At 69.8% G+C, this 22,846-nt stretch carries 17 protein-coding genes and 4 pseudogenes; 9 read left to right on the plus strand and 12 right to left on the minus strand.

The genetic code is table 11. From position 1 onward, the window contains the following. Window positions 1–83 precede the first annotated feature (83 nt). Window positions 84–1,760: a DUF6519 domain-containing protein gene (locus ACFXPK_RS05755; protein ID WP_385072029.1), complete on the plus strand. Its 1,677-nt coding sequence runs from the start codon at window positions 84–86 to the stop codon at window positions 1,758–1,760. An 87-nt stretch (window positions 1,761–1,847) separates the two neighbouring features. Then, window positions 1,848–2,729: a peptidoglycan-binding protein gene (locus ACFXPK_RS05760; protein ID WP_384991096.1), complete on the plus strand. Its 882-nt coding sequence runs from the start codon at window positions 1,848–1,850 to the stop codon at window positions 2,727–2,729. A 118-nt stretch (window positions 2,730–2,847) separates the two neighbouring features. On the opposite strand, the gene ACFXPK_RS05765 is transcribed toward ACFXPK_RS05760, so the two are convergent. From ACFXPK_RS05765 to ACFXPK_RS05780, 4 genes and pseudogenes are all read right to left on the minus strand, one after another. Next, entirely contained in the window at window positions 2,848–4,272 is a 1,425-nt protein-coding gene (locus ACFXPK_RS05765) for a phytoene desaturase family protein (protein ID WP_384991098.1), read from the minus strand. A gap of 132 nt (window positions 4,273–4,404) precedes the next feature. Continuing rightward, on the minus strand, window positions 4,405–5,265 hold the full coding sequence (locus tag ACFXPK_RS05770) for an inositol monophosphatase family protein (RefSeq protein ID WP_384991101.1): 861 nt from the start codon (window positions 5,263–5,265) through the stop codon (window positions 4,405–4,407). 114 nt (window positions 5,266–5,379) lie between these two features. After that, window positions 5,380–7,194: a gamma-glutamyltransferase family protein gene (locus ACFXPK_RS05775; protein ID WP_385072034.1), complete on the minus strand. Its 1,815-nt coding sequence runs from the start codon at window positions 7,192–7,194 to the stop codon at window positions 5,380–5,382. A 50-nt stretch (window positions 7,195–7,244) separates the two neighbouring features. Beyond that, window positions 7,245–7,610, minus strand: a pseudogene (locus ACFXPK_RS05780) (tyrosine-type recombinase/integrase); the annotation flags it as partial. A gap of 166 nt (window positions 7,611–7,776) precedes the next feature. Here ACFXPK_RS05780 and ACFXPK_RS05785 point away from each other — a divergent pair. Beyond that, window positions 7,777–8,115, plus strand: coding sequence for a hypothetical protein (locus tag ACFXPK_RS05785; RefSeq protein WP_385072036.1), 339 nt, complete (start codon window positions 7,777–7,779; stop codon window positions 8,113–8,115). A gap of 305 nt (window positions 8,116–8,420) precedes the next feature. Here ACFXPK_RS05785 and ACFXPK_RS05790 read toward each other — a convergent pair whose 3' ends face one another. Further along, window positions 8,421–8,999 (minus strand): TetR/AcrR family transcriptional regulator, encoded by a 579-nt coding sequence (locus tag ACFXPK_RS05790; protein WP_385072039.1) that lies wholly within the window; start codon window positions 8,997–8,999, stop codon window positions 8,421–8,423. 81 nt (window positions 9,000–9,080) lie between these two features. Between ACFXPK_RS05790 and ACFXPK_RS05795 the strand changes: the two genes are divergently transcribed. Next, window positions 9,081–9,854 (plus strand): oxidoreductase, encoded by a 774-nt coding sequence (locus ACFXPK_RS05795; protein WP_384993521.1) that lies wholly within the window; start codon window positions 9,081–9,083, stop codon window positions 9,852–9,854. Between the two features lie 32 nt (window positions 9,855–9,886). After that, window positions 9,887–10,255 (plus strand): VOC family protein, encoded by a 369-nt coding sequence (locus ACFXPK_RS05800; RefSeq protein ID WP_385072043.1) that lies wholly within the window; start codon window positions 9,887–9,889, stop codon window positions 10,253–10,255. 664 nt (window positions 10,256–10,919) lie between these two features. On the opposite strand, the pseudogene ACFXPK_RS05805 reads toward ACFXPK_RS05800, so the two are convergent. From ACFXPK_RS05805 to ACFXPK_RS05815, 3 genes and pseudogenes are all read right to left on the minus strand, one after another. Next, window positions 10,920–11,316: pseudogene (locus ACFXPK_RS05805) on the minus strand (protein phosphatase); the annotation flags it as partial. A 9-nt stretch (window positions 11,317–11,325) separates the two neighbouring features. Beyond that, window positions 11,326–12,540: a glycosyltransferase gene (locus tag ACFXPK_RS05810; protein WP_385072046.1), complete on the minus strand. Its 1,215-nt coding sequence runs from the start codon at window positions 12,538–12,540 to the stop codon at window positions 11,326–11,328. Next, window positions 12,540–13,325 (minus strand): MerR family transcriptional regulator, encoded by a 786-nt coding sequence (locus ACFXPK_RS05815; protein WP_384993513.1) that lies wholly within the window; start codon window positions 13,323–13,325, stop codon window positions 12,540–12,542. Before ACFXPK_RS05815 ends, ACFXPK_RS05810 begins: the two co-directional genes overlap by 1 nt. Window positions 13,326–13,887: 562 nt before the next feature. Between ACFXPK_RS05815 and ACFXPK_RS05820 the strand changes: the two genes are divergently transcribed. The 3 genes and pseudogenes from ACFXPK_RS05820 to ACFXPK_RS05830 all read left to right on the plus strand — a co-directional run. After that, the gene (locus ACFXPK_RS05820) at window positions 13,888–15,096 is read left to right on the plus strand and encodes an IS701 family transposase (RefSeq protein ID WP_385072049.1); all 1,209 of its coding nucleotides are present in this window, start codon (window positions 13,888–13,890) and stop codon (window positions 15,094–15,096) included. 324 nt (window positions 15,097–15,420) lie between these two features. Then, on the plus strand, window positions 15,421–18,486 hold the full coding sequence (locus ACFXPK_RS05825; protein WP_385072052.1) for a hypothetical protein: 3,066 nt from the start codon (window positions 15,421–15,423) through the stop codon (window positions 18,484–18,486). Window positions 18,487–18,672: 186 nt separating this feature from the next. Then, a pseudogene (locus ACFXPK_RS05830) lies at window positions 18,673–18,891 on the plus strand (IS701 family transposase); the annotation flags it as partial. On the opposite strand, the pseudogene ACFXPK_RS05835 reads toward ACFXPK_RS05830, so the two are convergent. Next, window positions 18,882–19,638 (minus strand): annotated as a pseudogene (locus ACFXPK_RS05835) (transposase family protein). The pseudogenes ACFXPK_RS05830 and ACFXPK_RS05835 sit on opposite strands and share 10 nt — an antisense overlap. Before the next feature lie 173 nt (window positions 19,639–19,811). On the opposite strand from ACFXPK_RS05835, the gene ACFXPK_RS05840 reads away from it, so the two are divergent. After that, window positions 19,812–20,261: a pyridoxamine 5'-phosphate oxidase family protein gene (locus ACFXPK_RS05840; RefSeq protein WP_385072054.1), complete on the plus strand. Its 450-nt coding sequence runs from the start codon at window positions 19,812–19,814 to the stop codon at window positions 20,259–20,261. 613 nt (window positions 20,262–20,874) lie between these two features. On the opposite strand, the gene ACFXPK_RS05845 is transcribed toward ACFXPK_RS05840, so the two are convergent. From ACFXPK_RS05845 to ACFXPK_RS05855, 3 genes are read right to left on the minus strand one after another with little or no spacing between them, the layout of a single operon-like run. Beyond that, the gene (locus ACFXPK_RS05845) at window positions 20,875–21,294 is read right to left on the minus strand and encodes a hypothetical protein (RefSeq protein WP_385072057.1); all 420 of its coding nucleotides are present in this window, start codon (window positions 21,292–21,294) and stop codon (window positions 20,875–20,877) included. Between the two features lie 10 nt (window positions 21,295–21,304). Continuing rightward, entirely contained in the window at window positions 21,305–22,423 is a 1,119-nt protein-coding gene (locus ACFXPK_RS05850; protein WP_385072071.1) for an RHS repeat-associated core domain-containing protein, read from the minus strand. Beyond that, entirely contained in the window at window positions 22,420–22,797 is a 378-nt protein-coding gene (locus ACFXPK_RS05855) for a hypothetical protein (protein ID WP_385072073.1), read from the minus strand. Before ACFXPK_RS05855 ends, ACFXPK_RS05850 begins: the two co-directional genes overlap by 4 nt. Between the last annotated feature and the right edge of the window lie 49 nt (window positions 22,798–22,846).

Below are 22,846 nucleotides of genomic sequence, written 5' to 3' on the forward strand. Positions count from 1 at the left end.
CTCCTGCCACTCGACCGTCCGCCTCCGCACCGGCCCACCCATCGCCCCATGCCGTACCGAACTTCCGAAGGGGACCCCTTCCCATGCACGCAGACATCTCCCGCGACACCTTCCGGCCCGAGCGGCACTACTCGGCCGTGATCGCGCAGCAGGGCCGTGTCCAGCTCGACGCGGACGCCAACGAGCAGGCCGCGATCCAGCTCGCCCACGCCCGTACCGTCGCCGCCGATCTGATCGGGCAGCACGGCGGTCCGCGCGACGCCACCGGCTTCGCCGTGGACTTCGTACCGGGCCACCGGGAGCTGGACGATCTGACCATCGGCGGTGGCCGCTACTACGTGGACGGCATCCCGCTGGACGCGACGCGTCCCGAGCCTGGCGTCCCGGTCACGGACGACGAGCCCGGTCAGCCGGCCGCCGAGGACGGCGAAGGCGGCACGGACGGCGACGGGGGGCAGGCGCCCGCCGCGCCGCGGCCGCCGGCCGGCTGGACGTACTGGGACCAGCCGGACGCGTACCGCGATCCGGAGCGCCCCGGCGACCGGCTGCCCGCCCAATTCCCCTATCTCGCCTATCTGAAGGTGTGGGAGCGCTCGGTCACGGCGGCCGAGGACCCGCTGCTGCGCGAGGTGGCGCTGGGCTCCGCGCTGCCGGACACGGCGGCCCGGCTCAAGGTCGTCTGGCAGGTGCTGCCGCTGCCCGGCGCCGCGCTGGAGCTGGACACGGCCGACGGGGCGCCCCGGAACCAGGACCAGCTGCGGGAGGCGTTCGCGCGGTGGACGGCGGCGCAGACGTCGACGGCGCGGATGGCGGCGCGCAGCCGGCGGCCCGAGCACGCGGACGACGAGCCGTGCCTGGTACGGCCGGACGCCCGGTACCGGGGCCCGGAGAACCAGATGTACCGCGTGGAGATCCACGAGGGCGGCACGGCGAAGGAGGCGACGTTCAAGTGGTCGCGGGAGAACGGCTCCGTGACCTTCGCGGTCGACGAACTCGACGGTACGTGGGTGGAGTTGGCGTCCCTCGGCAGTGACGACAAGCTCGACCTGAACGTCGGCGACGTGGTCGAGTTCACCGACAGCGGCGCCCTGGGCCGGGGCGAGCCCCTTCCGCTGCTGCGGGTGGAGGAGGTCGATCTGCCGGGCCGGCGTGTACGGCTCTCCGGTGAGCCGGAAGGCCAGGTGGGTCGGCGTCCCGAACTCCACCCGTTCCTGCAGCGCTGGGACCACCGGCCCGGTACGCGCCGCACCGGGAGCGGCGGTACGGGCGGGTCCGGCCGGACGAAGCAGGGCGCCGGGGGGACGCGCGGCGGCGCGCTGCGGATCGAGGAGGGCGGCTGGCTGCCGCTGGAGGACGGCGTCCACGTCTACTTCGAGCCGGGGCGCACCTACCGTTCCGGTGACTTCTGGACCGTCGCGGCGCGTACCGCCACCGGCGACGTCGAGTGGCCGGCGGACGCGGCCCGCAGGCCGCTGCTGCGCTCCCCGCACGGGATCGCGACGCACTACGCGCCGCTGGCGTGGGTGCTGAGCGAGAGCGCGGTGACCGATCTGCGGCTGGCGTTCGGCCCGCTGGCCGCGCCGGTCCCGGCGGCGAGCGAGGCGGCCCTGGCGGCGGAGCGCGCGGCGGAGGAGGAGACGGTGGCCGCGGAACGGGCCGCGGCGGAGGCGGCCGGACAGCCCGAGGCCCCGGCACCTCCCCCGGTCCCGGCGGAGGCCCCTGACCCGGATCAGGACGCCACGGACCGGTCCGGGAGCTGACAGCGCACACAACGTAAACAGCGGGAACAGCGGGAACAGCGGGAACGCGGAAACAGCACATCCGGACAGCCCTGAAGGAGCACCACCATGGCCACGCCCCTGACCGCCGCCAGACTGCTCAAAGCCCTCCGTGACGAGGGGCTGCACGTCGTCGAACACCGGAACTGGCGCACCCACAACCGCAACCACAAGGGATCCTGGGGGCCGGTGAACGGGGTGATGATCCATCACACCGTCACCTCCGGTACCGACAGCTCCGTGGAACTCTGCTACAACGGCCACTCCACGCTCCCCGGGCCGCTCTGCCACGGGGTGATCGCCAAGGACGGCTCGGTGCATCTCGTCGGCAACGGCCGGGCCAACCACGCCGGGCTCGGCGACGACGACGTGCTGCGCGCGGTCGTCAACGAGACGGCGCTGCCCGCCGACAACGAGGCCAACACCGACGGCAACCGCCACTTCTACGGCTTCGAATGCGTCAACCTGGGCGACGGGAAGGACCCGTGGCCGGCCGCCCAGCTCGAAGCGATCGAGAAGGCCGCGGCGGCGATCTGCCGTGCGCACAAATGGAGTCAGCGTTCGGTGATCGGCCACAAGGAGTGGCAGCCCGGGAAGATCGATCCGCGCGGCTTCACCATGGACGCGATGCGCGCCCGGATCGGGAACCGGCTCGGTGGCACGCCCGAGGGCCCGTCGAAGCCTCCGGCCAAGCCCCCGACGGCGTACGAGCCGTTCCCCGGAGCGGCGTTCTTCGCGACCGGGCGGCGCAGCGCGGTCGTCACGGCGATGGGCAGGCGGCTGGTGGCGGAGGGGTGCGGGAAGTATCAGGTCGGTCCCGGCCCCGACTGGTCCGGCGCCGACCGCGACTCGTACGCGGCGTGGCAGCGCAAGCTGGGGTACGGGGGCGGCGACGCCGACGGCATCCCGGGCAAGGCGAGCTGGGACCGGCTCAAGGTCCCCCAGGTCTGACCGGCGGCCGGGTCAGGGCCCACTCAGCTCCGACCCGGGACCGGCTCCAGTTCCCCCAGCTCCGCCCCGGAACCGGCTCCACGTCCCTCAGCAGATCCGGCCGGCCCCGGGCGCGGGGTCAGCTACGGCCCTGCGCCCGCAGCCGCCGCCAGACCGCCTTCGCCGCGTTGTGTCCGGACATGCCGTGCACCCCGGGCCCCGGCGGCGTCGCGGAGGAGCAGAGGAAGACGGCGGGGTGAGGAGTCGCGTACGGGAAGAGGGAGATCTTGGGGCGCAGCATGAGCTGGAGCCCCGAGGCGGCGCCGCACGCGATGTCCCCGCCCACGTAGTTGGCGTTACGGGCGGCCAGCTCGGGCGGTCCCGCGGTGGCGCGGGCCAGGACGCGGTCGCGGAAACCGGGCGCGAAGCGTTCGATCTGCCGCTCGACCGCGTCCGTGAGGTCGCCGTCCCAGCCGTTGGGGACATGGCCGTACGCCCAGAAGACCTGTTTGCCCTCGGGGGCGCGCGAGGGGTCGACCAGGCTGGGCTGTGCGGTGATCAGGAACGGTGTGCCGGGCGCCTGTCCGCCGGACGCCTGGCGCAGGGCGAGCCCGATCTCCTTGCTGGTGGGGCCGATCTGGACGGTGCCGGCGCGGCGCGGCTCCTCGGCGGTCCACGGGACGGGCCCGTCCAGGGCGTAGTCGATCTTGAAGGTGCTGGCGCCGTACCGGTAGGTGTCGTAGACCCTGCCGAGCCCGGCGATCCTGGCGAGCGCGGTCGGGGAGGTGTCGAAGACGTACGCACGGGCGGGCGGCAGGTCGTCCAGCCGCTTGACCTCGTACCCGGTGTGGACCGTGCCCCCCAGGTCGCGGAGGTACGCGGCGAGCGCGTCGGAGATCGACTGGGAGCCGCCGCGCGCCACGGGCCAGCCGCCGGCGTGCGCGGCGAGGGCGAAGATCAGGCCGACGGCGCCGGTGGCGAGGCCGTCGAGCGGGGCGATCACATGGGCGACGAGCCCGGCGAAGAGGGCCTTGGCGCGCTCGTCGTGGAAGCGGCGCGCCAGCCAGGTCGACGGGGGCAGTCCGGCGAGACCGAAGCGGGCGAGCGTGACGGGGTCGCGGGGCAGCGCGGTCAGCGGCAGGGACATGAAGTCCCGCGCCAGGGAGTCCCACTTGCCGAGGTAGGGCGCGACGAGCCGGCGGTACGCCCCGGCGTCGCGCGGGCCGAACGAGGCGGCCGTCTCGGAGACGGAGCGGGAGAGCACGGCGGCCGTCCCGTCGTCGAAGGGGTGCGCCATGGGCAGTTCGGGGTGGAGCCAGTGGAGCCCGTACCGGTCGAGCGGCATGGTCTTGAAGACGGGCGAACCGATCCCCAGGGGGTGTACGGCGGAACAGGGGTCGTGGCGGAATCCGGGGAGGGTCAGCTCTTCCGTCCTGGCCCCGCCGCCCACCGTCTCCTTGGCCTCGAACACGGCCACGGAGAACCCCCGCCTGGCCAGCTCGACGGCGGCGGTCAGGCCGTTGGGTCCCGCCCCCACGACGACGGCATCGAGCATCGACGTCACCTCGGACTCCTTCATCAGCCGGTGACAAGGAAGCCCAGGATATTCCCGGGCACCGACAGCCCGACGGCGGGTACGGTCCCCGCACGACGCTCGGCTCCCGGCGCTCGGCTCCCGGCGCTCAGCCCTCGGCGCTCAGCCCCCGGCGCGCAGCCGCTCCCGTATCCGCTCCGCCGTCCCGTGGTCCCGGGCCGCGGTGAAGGGGAGCGCGTTGCCGCCCGTGATGCGGTACGGCTCGCCGGTCGGCGTCGTGTGCGCGCCGCCCGCCTCCGTCACCAGCAGCAGCCCCGCCGCGTGGTCCCACGCCAGCTCCCAGCTGAAGGCGACCGCGTCGAGCGCGCCGCGTGCCACGGCCAGATACTCCAGCCCCGCCGCGCCGCACGGGCGGGGCTCGATCCCCTCCACGTCCAGCCCCAGCAGGGCGCGCTTCTGCTCCGGCGTGGTGTAGTCCGGGTGGGACGTCGCGACGCGCAGCGGCGCGCCCGGCTCGGGCGGCCCCGGGCGCAGGGGCACACCGTCGAGGACGGCGCCCCGGCCGCGTACGGCGATCGCCATCTCGTCCAGCGCCGGCGCGTACGTCCACGACGCGATCAGTTCGCCGCCCTGGGCGAGGGCGACCAGCGTGCAGAAGCCGTCCTCGCCGCGGATGAACTGGCGGGTGCCGTCGACCGGGTCCACGATCCACACGGGCGCTTCGCCGCGCAGCGCCTCGTACCGTGCCGGATCCGCGTGGACGGCCTCCTCGCCGACCACGGCGGAGCCCGGGAGCAGCGCGGTGAGCGCGGCGGTCAGGTGCTCCTCCGCGCGGCGGTCCGCGACGGTCACCAGGTCGTGCGGGGCGCTCTTCTCGGTGATCTCATGGGCGGCGAGCCGCCGGTGGCGCGGCATGATCTCGGCCGCCGCCGCCTTGCGTACCGCCTCCTCCACGGCGGAGACCTGGACGGCGTGAGCCGTCCCGCGCAGGGGAACCGTTCCGTACACCGAGTCGTCGACCATGTGTCCAGCCAATCATGGGCCTCCGACATCCGGCGTCCGGGGCGGCCGCGGGCGCCCGGGGCACGGTGCGCGGGGGCGGAGGTCACGGGGGCGGGTCACGGGGCGCGAGGCCGGTCAGCGTCCCACGGCGTATCCCTGCATGCCGCGCGGGTTGGCGGCGGCGGAGAGGACGCCGGTCCCCGGGTCCCTGGCGACGGCGCAGAGCCGCCCCTCCGACCAGGGGTCCCCGACGGTGACGTCATGGCCGCGGCGGCGCAGTTCCGCGACGACGGCGGGGTCCATGCGCTCCTCCACGGTGATGCTGCCCGGACGCATCCCGCGCGGGTGGAAGGAGCCGGGGAAGCTGTCGTTGTGCCAGTTGGGGGCGTCGACGGCGCCCTGGAGGTCGAGTCCGCCGCGGACCGGACCACGCAGGACGAGCGCGAGGAAGAAGTGGAGCTGCCACTGGTCCTGCTGGTCGCCGCCCGGCGTCCCGAAGGCCACCACGGGGGCGCCGTCGCGCAGGGCGAGGGACGGGGTGAGGGTGGTACGGGGGCGGCGTCCCGGGGTGAGGGAGTTCGGCAGCCCGGGGTCGAGCCAGGCCATCTGGAGGCGGGTCCCCAGCGGGAAGCCGAGTTCGGGGACGACCGGGTTGGACTGGAGCCAGCCGCCGCTGGGGGTGGCGGCGACCATGTTGCCCCAGCGGTCGACGATGTCGAGGTGGCAGGTGTCGCCCCGGGTGGCGCCGTCCCCGGCGACGGTGGGCTCACCGGCGCCCGCGGCCGGGGCGCCCGGCGTGCCGAAGCCCGGCTCGCCCGCGGCGACGGCGCGCGCGTGGCCGCTGAGCAGGGGCTCGCGCCCGTCCGGGCTGCCGGGGCGCAGCGCGTACGAGGCCCGCTCGCCGATCAGTGCGCGGCGGGCGGTGTTGTACGGCTCGGACAGCAGGGTGTCGAGCGGTACGGGGGCGGCGTCGCCGTACCACGCCTCGCGGTCGGCCATGGCGAGCTTGCACCCCTCGACGAGGAGGTGGACGTAGTCGGCCGATCCGTAACGGGGCAGGTCGGCGGCGCGGGCGGGCAGCAGGGCGAGCTGCTGGAGGAAGGCGGGCCCCTGGCTCCAGCCGCCCGCCTTGCAGAGGGTCCAGCCGTCCCAGTCGTAGGTGACGGGCGCTTCGTACGAGGCGGACCAGCCGGCCAGATCGGCGGCGGCCAGGGTGCCGGTGTGGCGGGAGCCGCTGGTGTCCAGGGTGGGGCGGGCGGATTGCGCGAGCAGCGCCTCGGCTATGAAGCCGGTGCGCCAGATCTCCCGGGCGGCCTCGATCTCGGCGGTACGGTCACCGGCCCCGGCGGCTTCGGCCTCCGCGATCAGCCGGCGCCAGGTGGCGGCGAGCGCGGGGTTGCGGAACAGCTCCCCGGGCGCGGGCGCCCTGCCGCCGGGCAGGTAGACCGCGGCGGAGGAGGCCCATTCGGTCTCGAAGAGTTCCCGGACGGTCTCGACGGTCCCGCCGACGCGTTCGACGGGCGCGTGGCCGTCCTCGGCGTACCCGATGGCGTACCGCAGCACCTCGGCCAGCGGCAGGGTGCCGTGGTCGCGCAGCAGCACCATCCAGGCGTCGAAGGCGCCGGGCACGGCGGCGGCGAGCGGCCCGGTCCCGGGCACGAGGTCGAGCCCGAGGGAGCGGTAGTGCTCGATGGTGGCTCCCCGGGGCGCGGGCCCCTGCCCGCAGACCACCCGGACCTCGCCGCCGGCCGGGGCGAGGATGATCGGCACTTCTCCGGCGGGGCCGTTGAGGTGTGGCTCCACGACGTGGAGGACGAACCCGGCGGCGACGGCGGCGTCGTACGCGTTGCCGTCGCGCTCCAGGACGGCCATCGCGGACTGCGAGGCGAGCCAGTGGGTGGAGGAGACCATGCCGAAGGTGCCTTGGAGCGTCGGTCGGGTCGTGAACATATGGCCTCTCACCTCGCTGTTTCCGCCCGCCGGCCCAGGCCGATCGGTGCTCAGGACCGGTGCTGGGGAGAATCTGGGGAGTTTGGAGCAGCCCCTTCCTCCCCCCGCACCTCCGGCAGGCTATCGATCGCCCTGCGCCCCTTCTTCCCCGCCTCTGGCATGAAGTGGGCGTAGTGATCGAGAGTGATGGTCGGTGACGAGTGCCCCAGCCACTTGGCGAGGGTTACAACCGACTCCCCTGCCTCCAGAACAAGAGAGGCGTACGTGTGCCTCAGCACATGGAACCCATCCTTCGGTGCCGCTTGCCACTGCCAAGGCTTTGCACCCTTGACACGCGGGGGGATGACGCCGGCCCTGGCCAGCGCAGGCTTCCAGATCTCGGTGTTCCACGTGTTCGCTGCAATCGCGTTGCCGTACGGGTGACCTCCGCTCGCACGGAGAGGACCACCGATCCCCTGGAGGCGCCCTGTACCCCGACGGGTGACCTCCGCTCGCACGGAGAGGACCTGATCAGAAGGTGGCCGGTTGACATCCCCTACTGGGTGACCTCCGCTCGCATCCAACACCTGGGAACTGCTGGACGTGACCGGTGAGGTGCCGGACGAGCCGTCCTATCCCGGGTTGCTCCAACAGGCCCTCGACGCCCAGGCCCTCTCCCACGACGTCGTCCAACTGACCGTCGGCTTCGCCCACAGCACCGACAGCACGACCCGTGCCGGCACCGCGCTGCTCGCCCACCTCGCCACGGCAGCCACCCACTCCAGCCACGCCGCACCGTACTTCGCCGGGACCGCAGAGGAGGCTCTTTCCCTGAACTCCATCCCGGACGACCGGAAGTACCGGGAAAACCGCATGGTCATCATCCACGCGACCGCGCGCCGCTATCTGCAGCGCGCGTCGCCTCCCTGGCTGTCACGCTGATGGGCCACCTCGACGGGTTCCGTGTCCGGACCGTCCACCGCCACCTTGACGAGGAGCTGTTGCCCGTCGGCTCGGGCAACACCGCAGCGCAGGGTAACCGGTGCCAACGTCCGCCCTCGCGGGCGGGCTTCGATAACGCGGGGCCGCTCCGTCCGGGCCATCGGACTCCGAGGCAGAGATAAGCCTGGCCGGAGTCCGGACCGAAGCCGGCAGCCTCGGTGTGGCGGCAGACGCCGCAACGAGTGCGACGGCGTGAGCGGTCACGAGTGACGGGCAGGACCCGGCTGGCGGCGCACGGCCGCGACTCAAGGTGACTGCGGGGTGCCGTGTCGCAGGCCGTCGAAGAGCAGGGCAGTGACCTGCCGGGCCTCGATCAACCAGCCCTCTCTGGCACGCATTCCGCAGATGCCGCCCAGGGCGCGCAACAGGGTGGAGCCTGTGACGTCGTTTCGGACGGTGCCGGCCGTGCTGCCGGCTTCGAGCAGCAGGGAGAGGGCGTTGGCCATACGGGTTCGTGCGTCGTCGAAGACCGGTGAATCCGTCGCCATGATGCTTTCCAGCACACCGGACATCCCCTTGCCCACCGCCGCGTGGTCCACGAGCAGCAGCAGGAAGCGCCGCAGCGCCTCCTCCGGAGCGTGTTGGTCCAGCAGGACGCCGGGCGCGGTGCACAGGTCGTCGACCTCTTTGCGGTAGACCTCCTCGATCAGCGCGTCGCGGGTTTCGAAGTGGCGGTAGAGCGTTCCGACGGCGACGCCGGCGCTGCGGGCGATGTCCTCGACGTGCGCGTCGGTGCCGCCGCCGAGGAACGCCTGGCGGGCCGCAGACAGCAGTGCCTCGCGGTTGCGTCGCGCGTCGGCGCGCAGCGGGCGTGATGCCGACAAGAAAACCTCCATAAGGTGAGTCCGGTTCCGTTTACATGTATCGTTTCCGGAGTCAGGTTCATCTTACGGAGGAGAAACCCCATGGCCATCACAGACAACAGCCTCGACGGCCTTCGAGTACTGGTCACCGGCGGCAGCCGGGGCCTGGGCGCGGCGACCGTGCGCCGCTTCGTCGCTGCGGGCGCGACCGTGCTGACGGCCTCCCGCAGCCGGACCGAGGAGGACAGTGGTGCAACCTTCTTCACGGCGGACCTCTCCACGCGGCAGGGTGTGGCCGAACTCGGCCGCCGGGTCGTCGACCAGGTGGGCGGTGTGGACGTGCTCGTGAACAACGCGGGCGCGGCGAGCGCCCCGGCGCCGACCCTGAGCCGGTCAGACGAATCCTGGCAGGCGGACCTGGAGATGAACCTCCTCAGCGCCGTGCGCCTGGACCGGGCCTTGGTGCCGGGAATGGTTGAGCGGGGCTCCGGCGTCGTTGTGCACGTCTCCTCGATAGCCAGTCAACTGCCTCAGCGCACCGAGGCGTCCTACGCCGCTGCCAAGGCCGCGCTCAACACCTACAGCCGTGAACTGGCAACCGAGGTCGGCGAGCACGGCGTGCGCGTGGTCTGCGTTCTTCCCGGCTTCGTCGTCACCGACGGCGCTACCGCCCATCTGAAACACATGGCCGACAAGCAGGGCATCACCACCGAAGAGGTCACCCAGCAGATCGTGGACCATCTGAACGTTCCCATGGGTCGCCCCGGAGATCCCGAGGACGTCGCCGAGATGATCGCCTTCCTCGCCTCCGGCCGCGCGAAATGGCTCACCGGGGCACAGTTCCGCGTCGACGGCGGCATCATCCCGACCGTCTGAGCCAGCCACCGACAGCACGAACAGGACACCCCATGCCCATCGCCCTGGCCTCCGTGATCATCGACGCCGCCGACATCAAGAAGGAGAGCTCCTTCTGGCACCGGCTACTCGGCGGCTCCCTCACCGCCACGCCGACCCACCACTTCGTTCAGGCTCCCGGCCTCCCGGCGATCGTGGTCCAGTCCGCCCCCGGACACACCGCCCCGAACTGGCCGGACGGCACCTCCCAGCAGATGCACCTCGACTTCGGCGTCGACAACCTCGCAACCGCCGACCGCACAGCCACCGACGCCGGCGCCACCCGACTACGGCCCACCGACGAGATCACCCCGGAAACCCGCACCGGTAGCCGCGTCTACGCCAGCCCGGCCGGACATCCTTTCTGCCTGCGCTCGACCTGAGCCGGTCGACGTCCACCGAGCCGTGCCCGCGGGCGTGGACGGTGGCCGCGGCCCGCCTGTCCACCAGCTCCAGCGGCGGAGCGCCGTGCGGTACGACCACGCGGCGCAGAGCGTCCCGGTGCTCACCGAGCTGTCAGACGTGCGGCACGGGGAGCGCGGTACCGGCGTCATACCGCCGTCAGCGATCCGCCGACAGTGCAGGCCCTTGGTGCTCAGTCCCGCGGACCGGTGTGCATATCGGAATCCTGCTCCCTGGCCCGCGGTACAAAGTCCTCGGCTTCGTGCTGACGCTGAAGTCGGTCCGGAGGATTCGGCAGCCGCCAGCGCCAGGGGCGCGACGAGAACCCCGCTGGTTGTCAGCACAGGCCGAGATGGCATGGATCGCCTGGCTGACGCGGGCCATGATGTCCATGGCGGCGGCGCCCCGGATGGCCGCATCGTACGGACGGAGCGCGGCTTCGCCGGCGCCGTATGACTGCCGCCCTCTCCCCTGCCGCATTCACGAGAGCCTCCGAGTTGACCACCCGTCAACGAGGCCAATGCGCAAAGCCCTTGCTGGAGTGGGTTTCCCCCGCCTGCGTGGGACGCAGCCGCAGGTGCGACACATGATCACTTTACCCATACGCCGGTGGGCCACCGACCGGCTGCCACCGGGAACGGCACAGTGGCGCCGTCCGAACGCGACCGCCTCGTCCACTGGTACGCCGTCGAGGACGGCATGCCGGCCAGCGCTGTCCCCGTGCGCCCGCGCCCGCCCCCGCAGGCGACCTCGACCCGCTCGCCGGCGGCCGGCCGCCACGCCTCGCCTAGCACCTCCCGAGCGTCCGCGCGGCTACTGGGAAGCCGGAAGTCCGGCCACGCAGCCACCGCGCCTCCCACGGGACCCTCGGGCGGCGGCTTGCCGAGCAGGTACACCCCGTACGTGGGCACCGGGCCGTCCGTCAGCGGCCGTCGCGTAGTCCCCGGCCCCTGACGAGGCGCCCGGAGGGAGGTGCCAGGACGACACTGTCGGTTGCTGTCCAACTCTCGGTCCCGGCCCCCGCCCCATGTGCACGCCAAATGCACGGCCTTCACTCACCGGCCAACCCTTCCACGGCTTTGAGTACCTGCCCCGCGCCGTCCTCGGCCGCCATGTGCCGCGCCGCTCGCGCGGCGGCTCGCGCGTACTTCTGCTCACGTGTCACCCGCGACAGGGATGCGGCGAGTCGATCGACGGTGAGGGACCGGAAGGGGATCGGGTCGGTGCCTGCGCCGATGCCTGCCAGCCGTCCCGCCCAGAACGGCTGATCGGCCGTGACGGGTACAGGGACGGCGGGCACCGCGGCGCGCAGCGCGGCGGCCGAGGTCCCGGCGCCCGCGTGGTGGACGACCGCGGCGAGACGAGGGAAGAGAAGGGCGTGCGGCACGTCTTTGACGGTAAAGAGGTCGTTGCCGTCGGCGGTGAGTCCCGCGCTGCCGGAGTGGAGGATGCCGCGCAGTCCGGCGCGACGCAGGGCCCGTACGGCGATCTCGCTGAGCCGTTCCCCCTCCCCGGCCGCCATACTGCCGAAGCCGATGAGGACGGGCCGGGGGCCAGCGTGGAGGAAGTCCTCCAGGTCCGCAGGCAGCCGTTCGTCCGGGCCGAGGTGGGGCCACCAGTTCCCCACGACCGACAGGCCGGTGCGCCAGTCCGCGGGGCGCGGCACCAGCGCCGTGCTGAAGCCGTGCAGGACGGGCCAGTTCGCCCGCTCCCGCCGGCTGCGCGTCGCCGTGGCGGTGGCCGGGGGCAACTGGAGGCGGTGGCGCAGATCCGTAACGCCCCGGGCGTAGAGGCGGTCGGTCATGCGGAGGGCGAGGTGTCCGGCGGTCCGGTTGACGGTCCGGCCCAATGAGCGGGCGCCGGTGACGGCGGGTGGGAAGTCGCCCGTCGGTACGGTGGGTTGGAGATACACGCCGAGGCACGGTGTGCCGGTGGCTTCGGCGAGATGCCAGCCGAGCGGGGCTGTTGTGGTCGAGAGCAGGAGCAGGTCCATGCCGCCGTCCATGGCATCGGCGAATCCCTGGCCCAGCTCGGCGATGAACGCGCTCGCCGCGCGCATCAGTTGGCGTCCCCCCGTGCCGCCGCCGCGTGCACCCGGGTCGGCGGGCAGGCGCCGGAACTCCAGTCCGGCGTCGCGTACGAGGGGGGCGAAGGTGTCCGTGGTGGCGACGGCGATGTCGTGCCCGGCTCCGCGCAGCGCGGCGCCGAGGCCCGTGTAGGGCGCGATGTCGCCGCGCGATCCGGCCGCGGCGATCAGGATCTCCATCAGTCCTCCCCCGGACCGGCACGGCGGGCCGCGTTGGCATGGACCGCCTTGCACAAATAGGTTGCCAGGCCCGGGCGTTGCTGCGACGGCGGTACGACCAGGGCGAAGGCGCGCGGGTCGGCGGCGAAGTCGTCCGCGATACGCCGGTGCATGTCGGTCGGGCAGGAGGTGAACCACCGTGAGACGTGCAGGCGGTGCTCCTCGGCGAGGTCCACGGCCCGCTCGCCGTCGCTCGGCTCTCCCTCGTCGAAGGCCGCGAGCAGCTCCGCGCGCCAGGCGGTGGCCTCGCCCATGAGCTGCCGCCAGTCCTCCTTGCTGTGGGCGGCGGCGCGCGCCATCGACTCACGCCGACCGTCCGAGTGTGCCCACTTCTGCTCTGCCTGCGTGGCGTAGCTCAGGTCGAAGGCGATCTCGCCGAAGACCTCGAAGCGTTCCCGCGGGGTGAGGGACACCCCGGTCCGCTGAACCTCGATGGCTCGTTCCGCGACCTCGGACAGCCGCCGGAGACGGGCAATCTCTTCGTCCAACTGAGCCTGTCGGACGAGGAGTTGCTCCAGGGCGTTCGCCTGCGGGTCTTTGAGGATCACAGCGATCCCGTCGAGGGAGAAGCCCAGCTCGCGGTAGAAGAGGATCTGCTGGAGACGTGCGAGATCGGCGTCGCTGTAGAGGCGGTAGCCGGCGTGACTGCGGCCGCTGGGTGAGAGCAGTCCGGCCTTGTCGTAGTGGTGCAGCGTGCGCACCGTCACCCCGGCGAATGCCGAGACCTGTCCCACGGAGTAACTCATCCATCTGCCCTTTCGTCATTGCCCAGCCTGGGACCTGACGCAAGGGGAGGGTCAACCCGCGGGTACGGACGGCCCGCCGCGCTGTGCGCCGCGGCACGGCACGGCACGGCACGGCAGCTGTGTCGCCGGCAGCAGGATTCCGACGGCCGCGATGGCGGTGCGGGGGCTCCCGGTAAGGGGCGACGTGGCCCGAGCAGCCGTCGGGGGCCCTCCGTCAGGTGCCCGTGGGGGTATTATGGCTGGCCCGCGCGGAAGGTACGTACGAGGTGCAGGACGGTACCTGGCGCGGGCCGTCCTGCACGTGGGCAAGTGCCGGGCGGGCGGCCGCGCGACGCTCCGCCTCCGAGAGCCCGGGCATCGAGGCGTCGACGGCGGCCTCAACCACACGATGCTGGTCCCGGCGATCTTCCTGCCACTCCGAGCAGCAGGGACAGCCCTGGCCTGAGTCGAGCACCACGCGGTCGTCGCACCGCGAGTCGCCGCACTGCTGGCGCTGCGGCAGACCTAGTAGGGCTTTGTTATGTCTCTGGGCAAGTGAGCCTTCTGGTGTTTTCCGGCTGGTATGAGGGTGGATGAACTCGCTTCGTGTCGGGGCCGGTTGGAGGAGTTCGTCGGGGAGGTGTTTGCGCCGTTGGCGCGTGCTGACCAGCGGGTGAAGGGCAGCCTGTATCTGCGGGGTCTGCTGCTGGAGGGGCGTCGGAAGTCGATGCAGCCGATGGCCGGGCGCCTGGGTGTGGATCATCAGCAGTTGCAGCAGTTCATGACCTCGTCGACCTGGCCGGTGGACACTGTTCGCACGAGGTTGGCCCGGCGTGCGACGGCGGTGGTGCGGCCGCAGGTGTGGGTGGTGGACGACACCGGGTTCCCGAAGGACGGAACGTCCTCACCCGGGGTGGCCAGGCAGTACTCCGGCACCCTGGGCAAGGTCGGGAACTGCCAGATCGGGGTCAGTGTCCATGCCGCGTCCGACACGGCGTCCTGCCCCTTGTCCTGGCGGCTGTTCCTGCCCGGCAGCCGGGACGGGGCCGAGGCGGCCGGCCGGCGGGCCCGTTGCCGGATCCCCGACGGTGAACATCACCGGCCGAAGTGGCAGCTTGCCCTGGACATGCTCGACGAACTGGCCACCGCCGGGCTACGGCCCGCGGTGCTGGTCGCGGACGCCAGCTACGGGGCGAACGCCGGCTTCCGCCGCGGCCTGGAAAACCGCGGCCCGGCCTACGCGCTGCAGGCCAAGGGCGAAATGACCGCCCACACCGAGCCGGCCGTGCCGCACCAGCCGCCCCACAGCGGGCGCGGACCGCATCCGCTGCCCCGCTACCGCACCCGCCCGGTCAGCCTGCGTGAACACGCCCTGGCCGCAGGACGCGACACGACAGTCACGGTCACCTGGCGCAAAGGCTCGAAAGCCGCCATGTCCGCCCGCTTCGTCTTCCTGCGTGCCCGTCTCACCGGCCGCCGCCCGAAACCCGCCCCGGACGGTGTCATCGCACCGCGGTGGCTGATCGCCCAATGGCCCGAAGGGGAGAACGAGCCGGTCACGTACTGGATCTCCAACCTCCCGGCCGACATCCCCGCCCGTGACCTGGTCCGGCTCGCGAAACTGCGCTGGCGCATCGAGCACGACTACCGCGAGCTGAAGACCACCCTGGGACTCGACCACTTCAAGGGCCGCTCATTCACCGGCCGGCACCGCCACGTCACCCTCGTCACCGCCGCCCACCTCTTCCTGACCGAACAGAGGTCCTGCCCAACAGCCCCTGCCAGGGCCTGACCCTCCACCAGGCCCTGGCCCTCCTCCAACACCTGTCAGCCACCTGGACCGGGACCTGCCCCACCTGCCGACAACCCACCCCATGGCAGCCCTACGACACCACCTGACAAAGCCCTACTAGACAGCGGACCATGGCGCGCGCCGTTTCCAGGACCTCCGACCATGTCAAGTCCCCATCGAATACGGGGGGACTTGTTGTGAGCATCGGCCACGTCCTCCGCGCAACTCGTGCTCAGCCTGGCACCCCAGAACTGTAAAGGATAAGTCAAGAAAGTCAGAAGAGCCAAAGATCTGTGACGGAGTAGCGACATTGTGTTACGGGTGATGCGTCTTCCTGAGCATGTGCGGCGGCGGCGACTTCGCCTCATCCTGTTTGTCTCGTCTTCCCTTTTCTCGCTCCTGTTGGCCTGCTGGCTGTTCACATCCAGCAAACCAGACCAGATTGATCTGGTAGGCGTTGTGAGCATGTTCGCCGGCCTGGGATCGCTCGTGGCGGCCCTCGCTCAGTTCCTTCCCGCGCCACCGCCTCCGCCGGACGCGGCCGAGGCCGCCGATCAGCTGGCGGTCACGGTGTGGGAGCAGTGGTCGGAGGAGGTCGAAGCGCGGCAGTTGCGGGATCCGGCGGTGATCCCGTTGTCCTGGGCCGGTACGGGGCGGCCGGTGAGCGTGCCGCCCGAGTCGGTCGTGGGACCTCGTGTCGGGCGCGTCAGGCGGCTCTCCCTGGACGGCCGTTTGGAGGGGAGCTTCGACCATGCCGCGTCGCAGCTGGCGGTGGGCTTCCGGCAGGTTCCCAGCGGTCGGCTGGTGGTCCTGGGAGAGCCGGGGGCCGGCAAGACGGTCCTGGCCATCATGCTCACCCTCGGCCTGCTGGCCGACCGTACCCCGGGCGCGCCTGTGCCGGTTTTGCTGTCTGTCTCCGGCTGGGACCCGGTCCTCGAGTCACTGGACGACTTCATCGTCGGCAGCCTGGCGACCTCCTACTACGGCGGACACCCTCAGATCCCGCGTCATCTGCTGGAGCGGCGGAAGCTGCTGCCGGTCCTGGACGGACTCGACGAAATGCCCGAACCAGCCCGCCGCAACGCCGTACGCGGCCTCAACGAAGCATGTGGCGATGGGCGCGGCGTCGTGGTGACCTGCCGGTCGGTGGAGTACCAGGACGTGATCGAGGGCGGCTCCCCTCTGTTGCGCATGGCGCCGGTCGTTGAGGTCGCCCCGGTGTCCGTGCCCGACATCATCGCCTACCTGACCGACGTCAACTGGCCCCAGGGCGTGGACTGGGAACCCGTCTACACCGACCTGCGCCAGCGGCCCGACAGCCCGGCGGCCACCGCGCTCTCCACCCCGTTGGCCCTCTCCCTGGCACGTGGCGTCTACCGCAACTGCGACCGCGATCCTCGCGAACTCCTCGGCTTCGAAAGCCGGCACGCCATCGAGGACCACCTCGTCGACCACACCATCCGCGCCGCCTACGCACCCCCACCCGGCACCCTGCCCCAGCAGGCGGACAGCACATGGGAGGAGAACGCTCAGAAGGCCGAGAAATACCTGACATTCCTCGCCACCTACCTCCACCAGCACCGCGAACGCGACCTCGCCTGGTGGCTCATGAGCCCCCGCCTCTTCTCCCGCTGGAGCGGACTCCTCATCGGCATCGCGACCGGCCTGGCCGTCATGCTCCTCACTCCGTTGGGCGGCAAGGGTGTCAACGCGCACTGGTCGGTGTTGGAATATGTTGTGGTGGGTGTGATTGCCGGGGCGCTCACCATACTCACCTGGTACGCGGCACCGGACCAGCGGCCGGGCCGCATATCGGTTGCCCTACGCGGATCACTGCACCGGCTCCGCGGCGGCTTCCGCACCGGATTCGCACTGATATCCCTCCTGGCGGCAACGGGACTCGGTATCGCATCTGTAGTCATCTACCTCGATCATCTCGATGACGGCGGCTGGCCCCCGAAGACACAGCTGGATTTCTATAAAGCCATTGTGTACGCCGCAGGCGCCTCCATCGCCCTCGGCCTGGCCTTCGCCAGCCACAACTGGCTCAACACCTCACCTGAACGCTCCACCCGCACCAACCCCAGCGAGCTGATCCGGCAGGACCGGAATTCAACCCTGACGGCAGCCGCCCTGCCCGGCGCCGTACTGGCGACTATCATGCTTGCGCTGCCGATCCTCGACATGGCAGCCGAATATGTAGCATTTTGGGCATTTCATGTGACATCGGGCCTATCCTCGACGGTCGACACTCTGACGCTGCAGAAACTTTCCGAGAGATATAGCGAACTCCGGCCGTTAATCGGCATACCCATTCTGGTCGGTAGCATCTTTGCAATCCTGATGCTCTTCCCGCGAGCCTGGACGCGGTTCACCCTGCTCCGAATCACCCTCGCGATAAAGGGCCAGCTCCCCTGGAGCTTCGTCCATTTTCTGGATGACGCACGGAACCGGCAACTCCTGCGCCAATCCGGCGGCCTGTACCAGTTCCGCCATATCCGACTTCAGGAACGCCTCGCGAGCCAGTCCCTGGCGCAGACCCGCACGCCCACGCCGCATCCCCGCACGCTCCGGCGACGCAGCCTCCAGATCGCCGCCATCGCAACCGCCCTCGTCGCAGCCACCCTCCTGGTCGACAAAACAGAGAGCAACTTTCACATCGCCATAGACACAGGCGAAGTCACAGAGATGGCATTCGGACCGAAAGACACCCTTGTCACGGTCAGCAGTGACGGCATCGTGCGACAGTGGAACACCAAGACGGGGAAACAGCTGGACATCGAGACAGCGAAGGAGTCATTTAATATTCGATTCCCCGCCGATTGTTGTTCTTACTTTCTGGGAGAGCGCACTGATGGCGTAACGCTCATTGTAGCCAATATAACTGCAACTGCACGGTTGGACGTCGTAGGCGTGGCGAACATCACTAACAATTCCTTGAAAGTGATGTACGAAAACCCCGAGCCAGCAACCGAACATTACTATAATCTTTTACTTCAACATCGCTATCGCGAATTGGTACCTCCTACCTTGATTGCAGATCGAGAAGCTCAAACAGCTCTGCGTGATCTAGGGCAGAACGAAGGCAAGGAGGCAGCCTTTACTGTCCATGAGGGAGAGGTCAACGAGCGTGCAATTGAGCGATTTTATACTGCATGTGGTTTTGCAGGCAACAGGCCTCATTTCAGTTCGAGCAGCGCGCGACAGGCGAGGGTGGAGTCCAGGATGCCCGATAATCCGGCGACTGTTACTGTCACGGACAGCCGGTGCAAGGAAATATACGCGATCACGATGAACTCCGAAATTAAGATAATTGCGCTAAAATTGGACGGAACTGAAATAGCGCTAGTCACCACTGATCGCGGAACTCTCCTGTACACCATTCCTTAGAATGCGCCGTTCTCACTGAGCTTCTTCAGAACGGCCACCGATCGGGTGACGGCGAGGGCGCCGGTTCTAGTACTCCAGTTGTAGATCGCGGTCTTGCTGGTCGAGGCTAGTCCGGGAACAGGTGCGGCCACCGGCGATCATCGGTGTGTGAAGACAGAAGATCAGACGGTGGCCGCAGGTCACAGCATAGATCCTGGTCGCTGGCAGGAGATGTTCGAGGTCCTGATGGGCCGTATCGCGGGACGGTTCGTCCGGGTGGAACCCCGGCGCCGGGCACGGGCGTTCGTGCTCGAGCTGCTGTCAGACCTGCCGCGCAAGAACTGCTGGACGCTCGCTGAGCATGCCGGGGATGCGACCCCCTATGGTCTGCAGCATCTACTGAGCCTTTTCCAATCTCACGCCGACGCGCGGTGAAGGACGAGGACGGCTTGGACGATCGCGGGTGATGCGGTTGGTGCTGCAGCGGAGCTTCCGCAGGAGGCGCCAGCCCTTCAGGGTGGCCATGGCCTGTTCGCCGAGGCAGCGGATCTTGGCGTGGGTGCTGTTGTGGCGACGCTGCCACCGCTTGAGGCGCGGGCCTCGAAACGGGACCCGAACGGGCCCGCCAGCGCCTTGGTAAGCCTTGTCCGCCCAACATTTGAGTCCTGCTTCGGTTAGCGCTCCGATGATCCCCTGATGTCGTGCGGCGGTCAGGTCGTGGGTCGAGCCGGGCAGCGCCGGAGAGACCCAGAGCAGCCGTCCCAACGGATCGGTGAGGACTTGGACGTTTATACCGTGCCGCTTGTGCTTCCCGGAGCAGTACGGGGTGTCGGCGGCGATGCGGTCGATCGGCAGCAGGGTGCCGTCGAGGATGACGAATGCCCTCTCCCGGATCGTCCGCATCGTCTCGTCCAGGGACGGGGCAAGGCTGGCCAGGACCTCGACGGCTTCACGTATGTAGCGGTAGACGGTCGCGATCCCGACGCCGAACCCGGCGGCCAGCTGGGCGTAGGTGTCGCCGCCTCGAAGATGGGCCAGGGTGAGCAGGGCCTGTCGCGAGGCAGGAAGGCGTCGCCAATGCGTCCCGATCTCCCGCCGCCTGTCCTTCAGCCGCCCGGTCAGGAACCGCAGGGTGCGGCTGGACAGATCAATCGCCGACGGGTAGACAAGCACGCGAAGCTCCTGGCAGACACGGGTGGTCTTGGTCGAGAACCCGTCTACCAGGAGTTTCGTCGTTGCGCAGACCCGTCCAACTCGCGGTCATTGTCACCAGCTTGGAAAGCGCTCATTGACGCACCTATTGATCGACCGGACAAGTCCTAACTGCCTCCGGAAACCATCAACAAATGCTGTTCCTCGAGATCAACGAAGCCACGGCCACAATCCCCAGATGCGGTTGCAGTACTAACCCCAGCCCCGAGTACTACGCCTTCTGGCAAGAGCCCCACCTGTGCACCCTGACGACACTGCGCCCCGACGGCACACCCCACGTGGTTCCGGTCGGTGTGACGTATGACCTGGAGGCCGGCCTGGCCCGAGTCATCACCCGCAAGTCGAGCGCGAAGGTCTCCAGCATCTCGACCGCGCAGTCCGCCCGAGTCGCGGTGTGTCAGGTGCACTGGGGACGCTGGGCAACGATGGAGGGCATCGCCCTCGTCCGCACCGACCCGGAACTGATCGCTGACGCCGTGGCCCGCTACGGGGAGCGATACGGAGGCACTCCGGCCCCGGGCCCCGAGCGCGTCGTCATCGAGATAGAACTGGACCGAGCAATAGGGCAGGTATCAACCACGTAGGACGCCAATGGGCTTCGGCCACACCATCCGCCCCCGTCTCAAGACGAAAGCGGACATCACCCTTCGCGCCTGATGAAACGCTGTTGGCCGCGATCGGCTACGTGCTGGTCAGTGGATGCGCCTGGCGGGCGTTACAGCCGTAGGCCAATGTCTGGGGGCCGGGTGCACGAGGCGGATCGACGAGTGCGGCCTGATCTACCTCTCCCGCACGGTCCTCGACTCCGCGCACGTACGGGCGAAAGAAAGGGGGGGTAAAACTTACAGCTCCGTCGCCCGTGGACCGGGGCAAGCCGGGCTTCCAAGATGCACGTCGGACGCGAACAGAGGGCCCTTGGTCATCGGTGTTTCTGCGGCCAACACCCATGACAGCCAGGGGCTGAAGCCCATGGTGGCTGGCCTCCACACGAGACACGCACGCCCTCGAAAACGGCTGGCACCACGAGCTCCCCCAAACTCCAGGCCGACAAGGTGTACGAAGTCCCTGGACTGCGCAGATGTCTTCGCAGCAACCACATTGGGCTCCGCGTCACGCTGTCAACCGAGAGCTTGACCAATGGAGGCGGTAGAGGCCCATGACCTCCCACAACTACCGGAGGCCATGGGCCCGCGCCACTCAATCGGCCAGCGACAGCTCTCCGACTGTTTCGATCCCGACCGTCCTGACCGCTGCGCGGCAGAACTCCTCGGGTGGGCAGTAACGGTGTTCCGTTATGTAGTGGATCACCAGGTTCGGCGCCGTGTAGAGCGTCCCATCGGCCCCTCGCACCCGGATCTCCGCCGATCCGAGCCACACCTCGGTGTCCATGGCGGGCCCGCCGAGTACAACAGGCCGGTCGCTGTCACAGAACTCACAGTGGTGGACGCCACGCATCTGGTTGTCATAGGTGGCGCTGAGAACCCTCAACGCGTCGACCACACGCTCGTCCACGATCCCCCTGCGAAAGCCGTGCTGCGGGGCCAGCCAGCCGACGTTGAGCATCTCCTCCTGCATGTCGTCGTAGGTGTACGGAGTCAGGTCAGGGTAGTAGCTCATTCGTTGTCCCTCAGCGCCGTGGATCGCAGTGTTTCCGGCAGATCGCCAGATGCACTGGGCCCATATTGGGTTTGAGGATCTGACTGCGCAGAGTGTCCTTGCTCACTGTGATCGATCCGTTCATCATCCGGAGGTCATGGCCCGGAGCCACCGTGTAGTTCGGGAGTGTCCTGCCCGGAGCAACGATCTCCGAGGGCTTGATCTTCTTTCCTTGCTCCACGGCGAGCCCAACAGACTGGCGGAGCCCTATCCCGTCGTCCACGTAGAAGTAAGCCCAGGTGCCGCTGGGCATCTGTGCGTCCCCGAGGAACACGAAGGGCGACTTGAGAACGTCGACGAATGCGTCACCGAATATGCCGAGTGCTTCACCGGAGCTGTCGACCCGGTCGTTCGGGTCGGCGGGGGTCAGTCCGCTGGGGTCGGTGAAGAGGGTGGGGACGTTGTCGGCGTAGGTGTAGGGCGAGACGTACGGAGCCGACTGGTCGCGGTTCGCCGGGTCGGGCCGGGTGAAGCGGCCGGTGGCGGTGTTGTACTGGCGGGCGTGCAGGTCGAGGTTGCCGGTGGTGGTCTCGTAGCGGGCGCCGGTGTAAGAGGGGGTGCTGGCGGGGGCGCCGCTGGTGGTGGTGTTGAGGACGCGGGTGCCGTACGGGTCGTAGGCCCAGCGCTGGTGGAGGGTGCCGGTGCTGCCTGTGACGTCGACCGGGGAGCCCTGAGTGTCGTGGTGATAGTAGAAAAGCGCCCCGGCGCCGGTCTTGGTGGCGGTGGGCTGTCCGAGCGGGTCGTAGCGGTAGGACTGTTTGATGGCCCAGGCGCTGTCGTATTCGGTGGCCAGGATCGGCAGGGGGGCGTTGGGGTCCCACTGGGTGCGGCTGGTGACCGCGCTGCCCTGGGACGTGGCGACCTGGTTGCCGCTCGCGTCGTGGTCGTAGGTGTAGCCGACGCCCGCGACGGTGGCCGCGGAGGTCTGTCCGGCCAGGTCGTAGGTGTAGCTGTCGGCGCCGGCCTTGGTCTGGTTGCCTTCGGTGTCGTAGCCGTAGGCGGTGACCGTGGTGCCGGTGGTGGCTGTGGTGAGCTGGTCGGCCGCGTCGTAGGCGTAGCTGGTCGAGGCGGTGCCCAGGGTGGAGGTCAGTCGGTTGCCGACCTTGTCGTAGGTGTAGGACGTGGTGCGGCTCGCGGCGCAGCCGGTGGCCCAGGGCTGCGGGTAGCAGCCGGAGGTGAGGCGGCCGGCCGCGCCGCGTCGTAGGTGAGGTCGTAGCCGCCTGTGCCGACGTTGGCCCGGGTGACGTCGACGCGGCGGGGCAGGCCCGCCGCGGAGAGGGTGAGTGCGGTCTTGGTGACCGTGGCCGCAGCTTTGGTGGAGGTGACGGCGGTGAGGCGGCCCGCGCGGTCGTAGGCGCGGTCCTCGGTCTCGGTGTTGGGCAGCGCCGACTTGGTGAGGTTGCCCGCCGGGTCCAGCCGGGCAGCCTGACCGGCGGCCCGGCTGGATGCGTTCAGGCGTTCCAGATGCCGGTTGCCGCGGTCTGCTTCGCGTACTGGGAGAAGTCCTTGGGGT

The organism is Streptomyces sp. NPDC059142 (genome assembly GCF_042755665.1).
Lineage (GTDB): Bacteria > Actinomycetota > Actinomycetes > Streptomycetales > Streptomycetaceae > Streptomyces.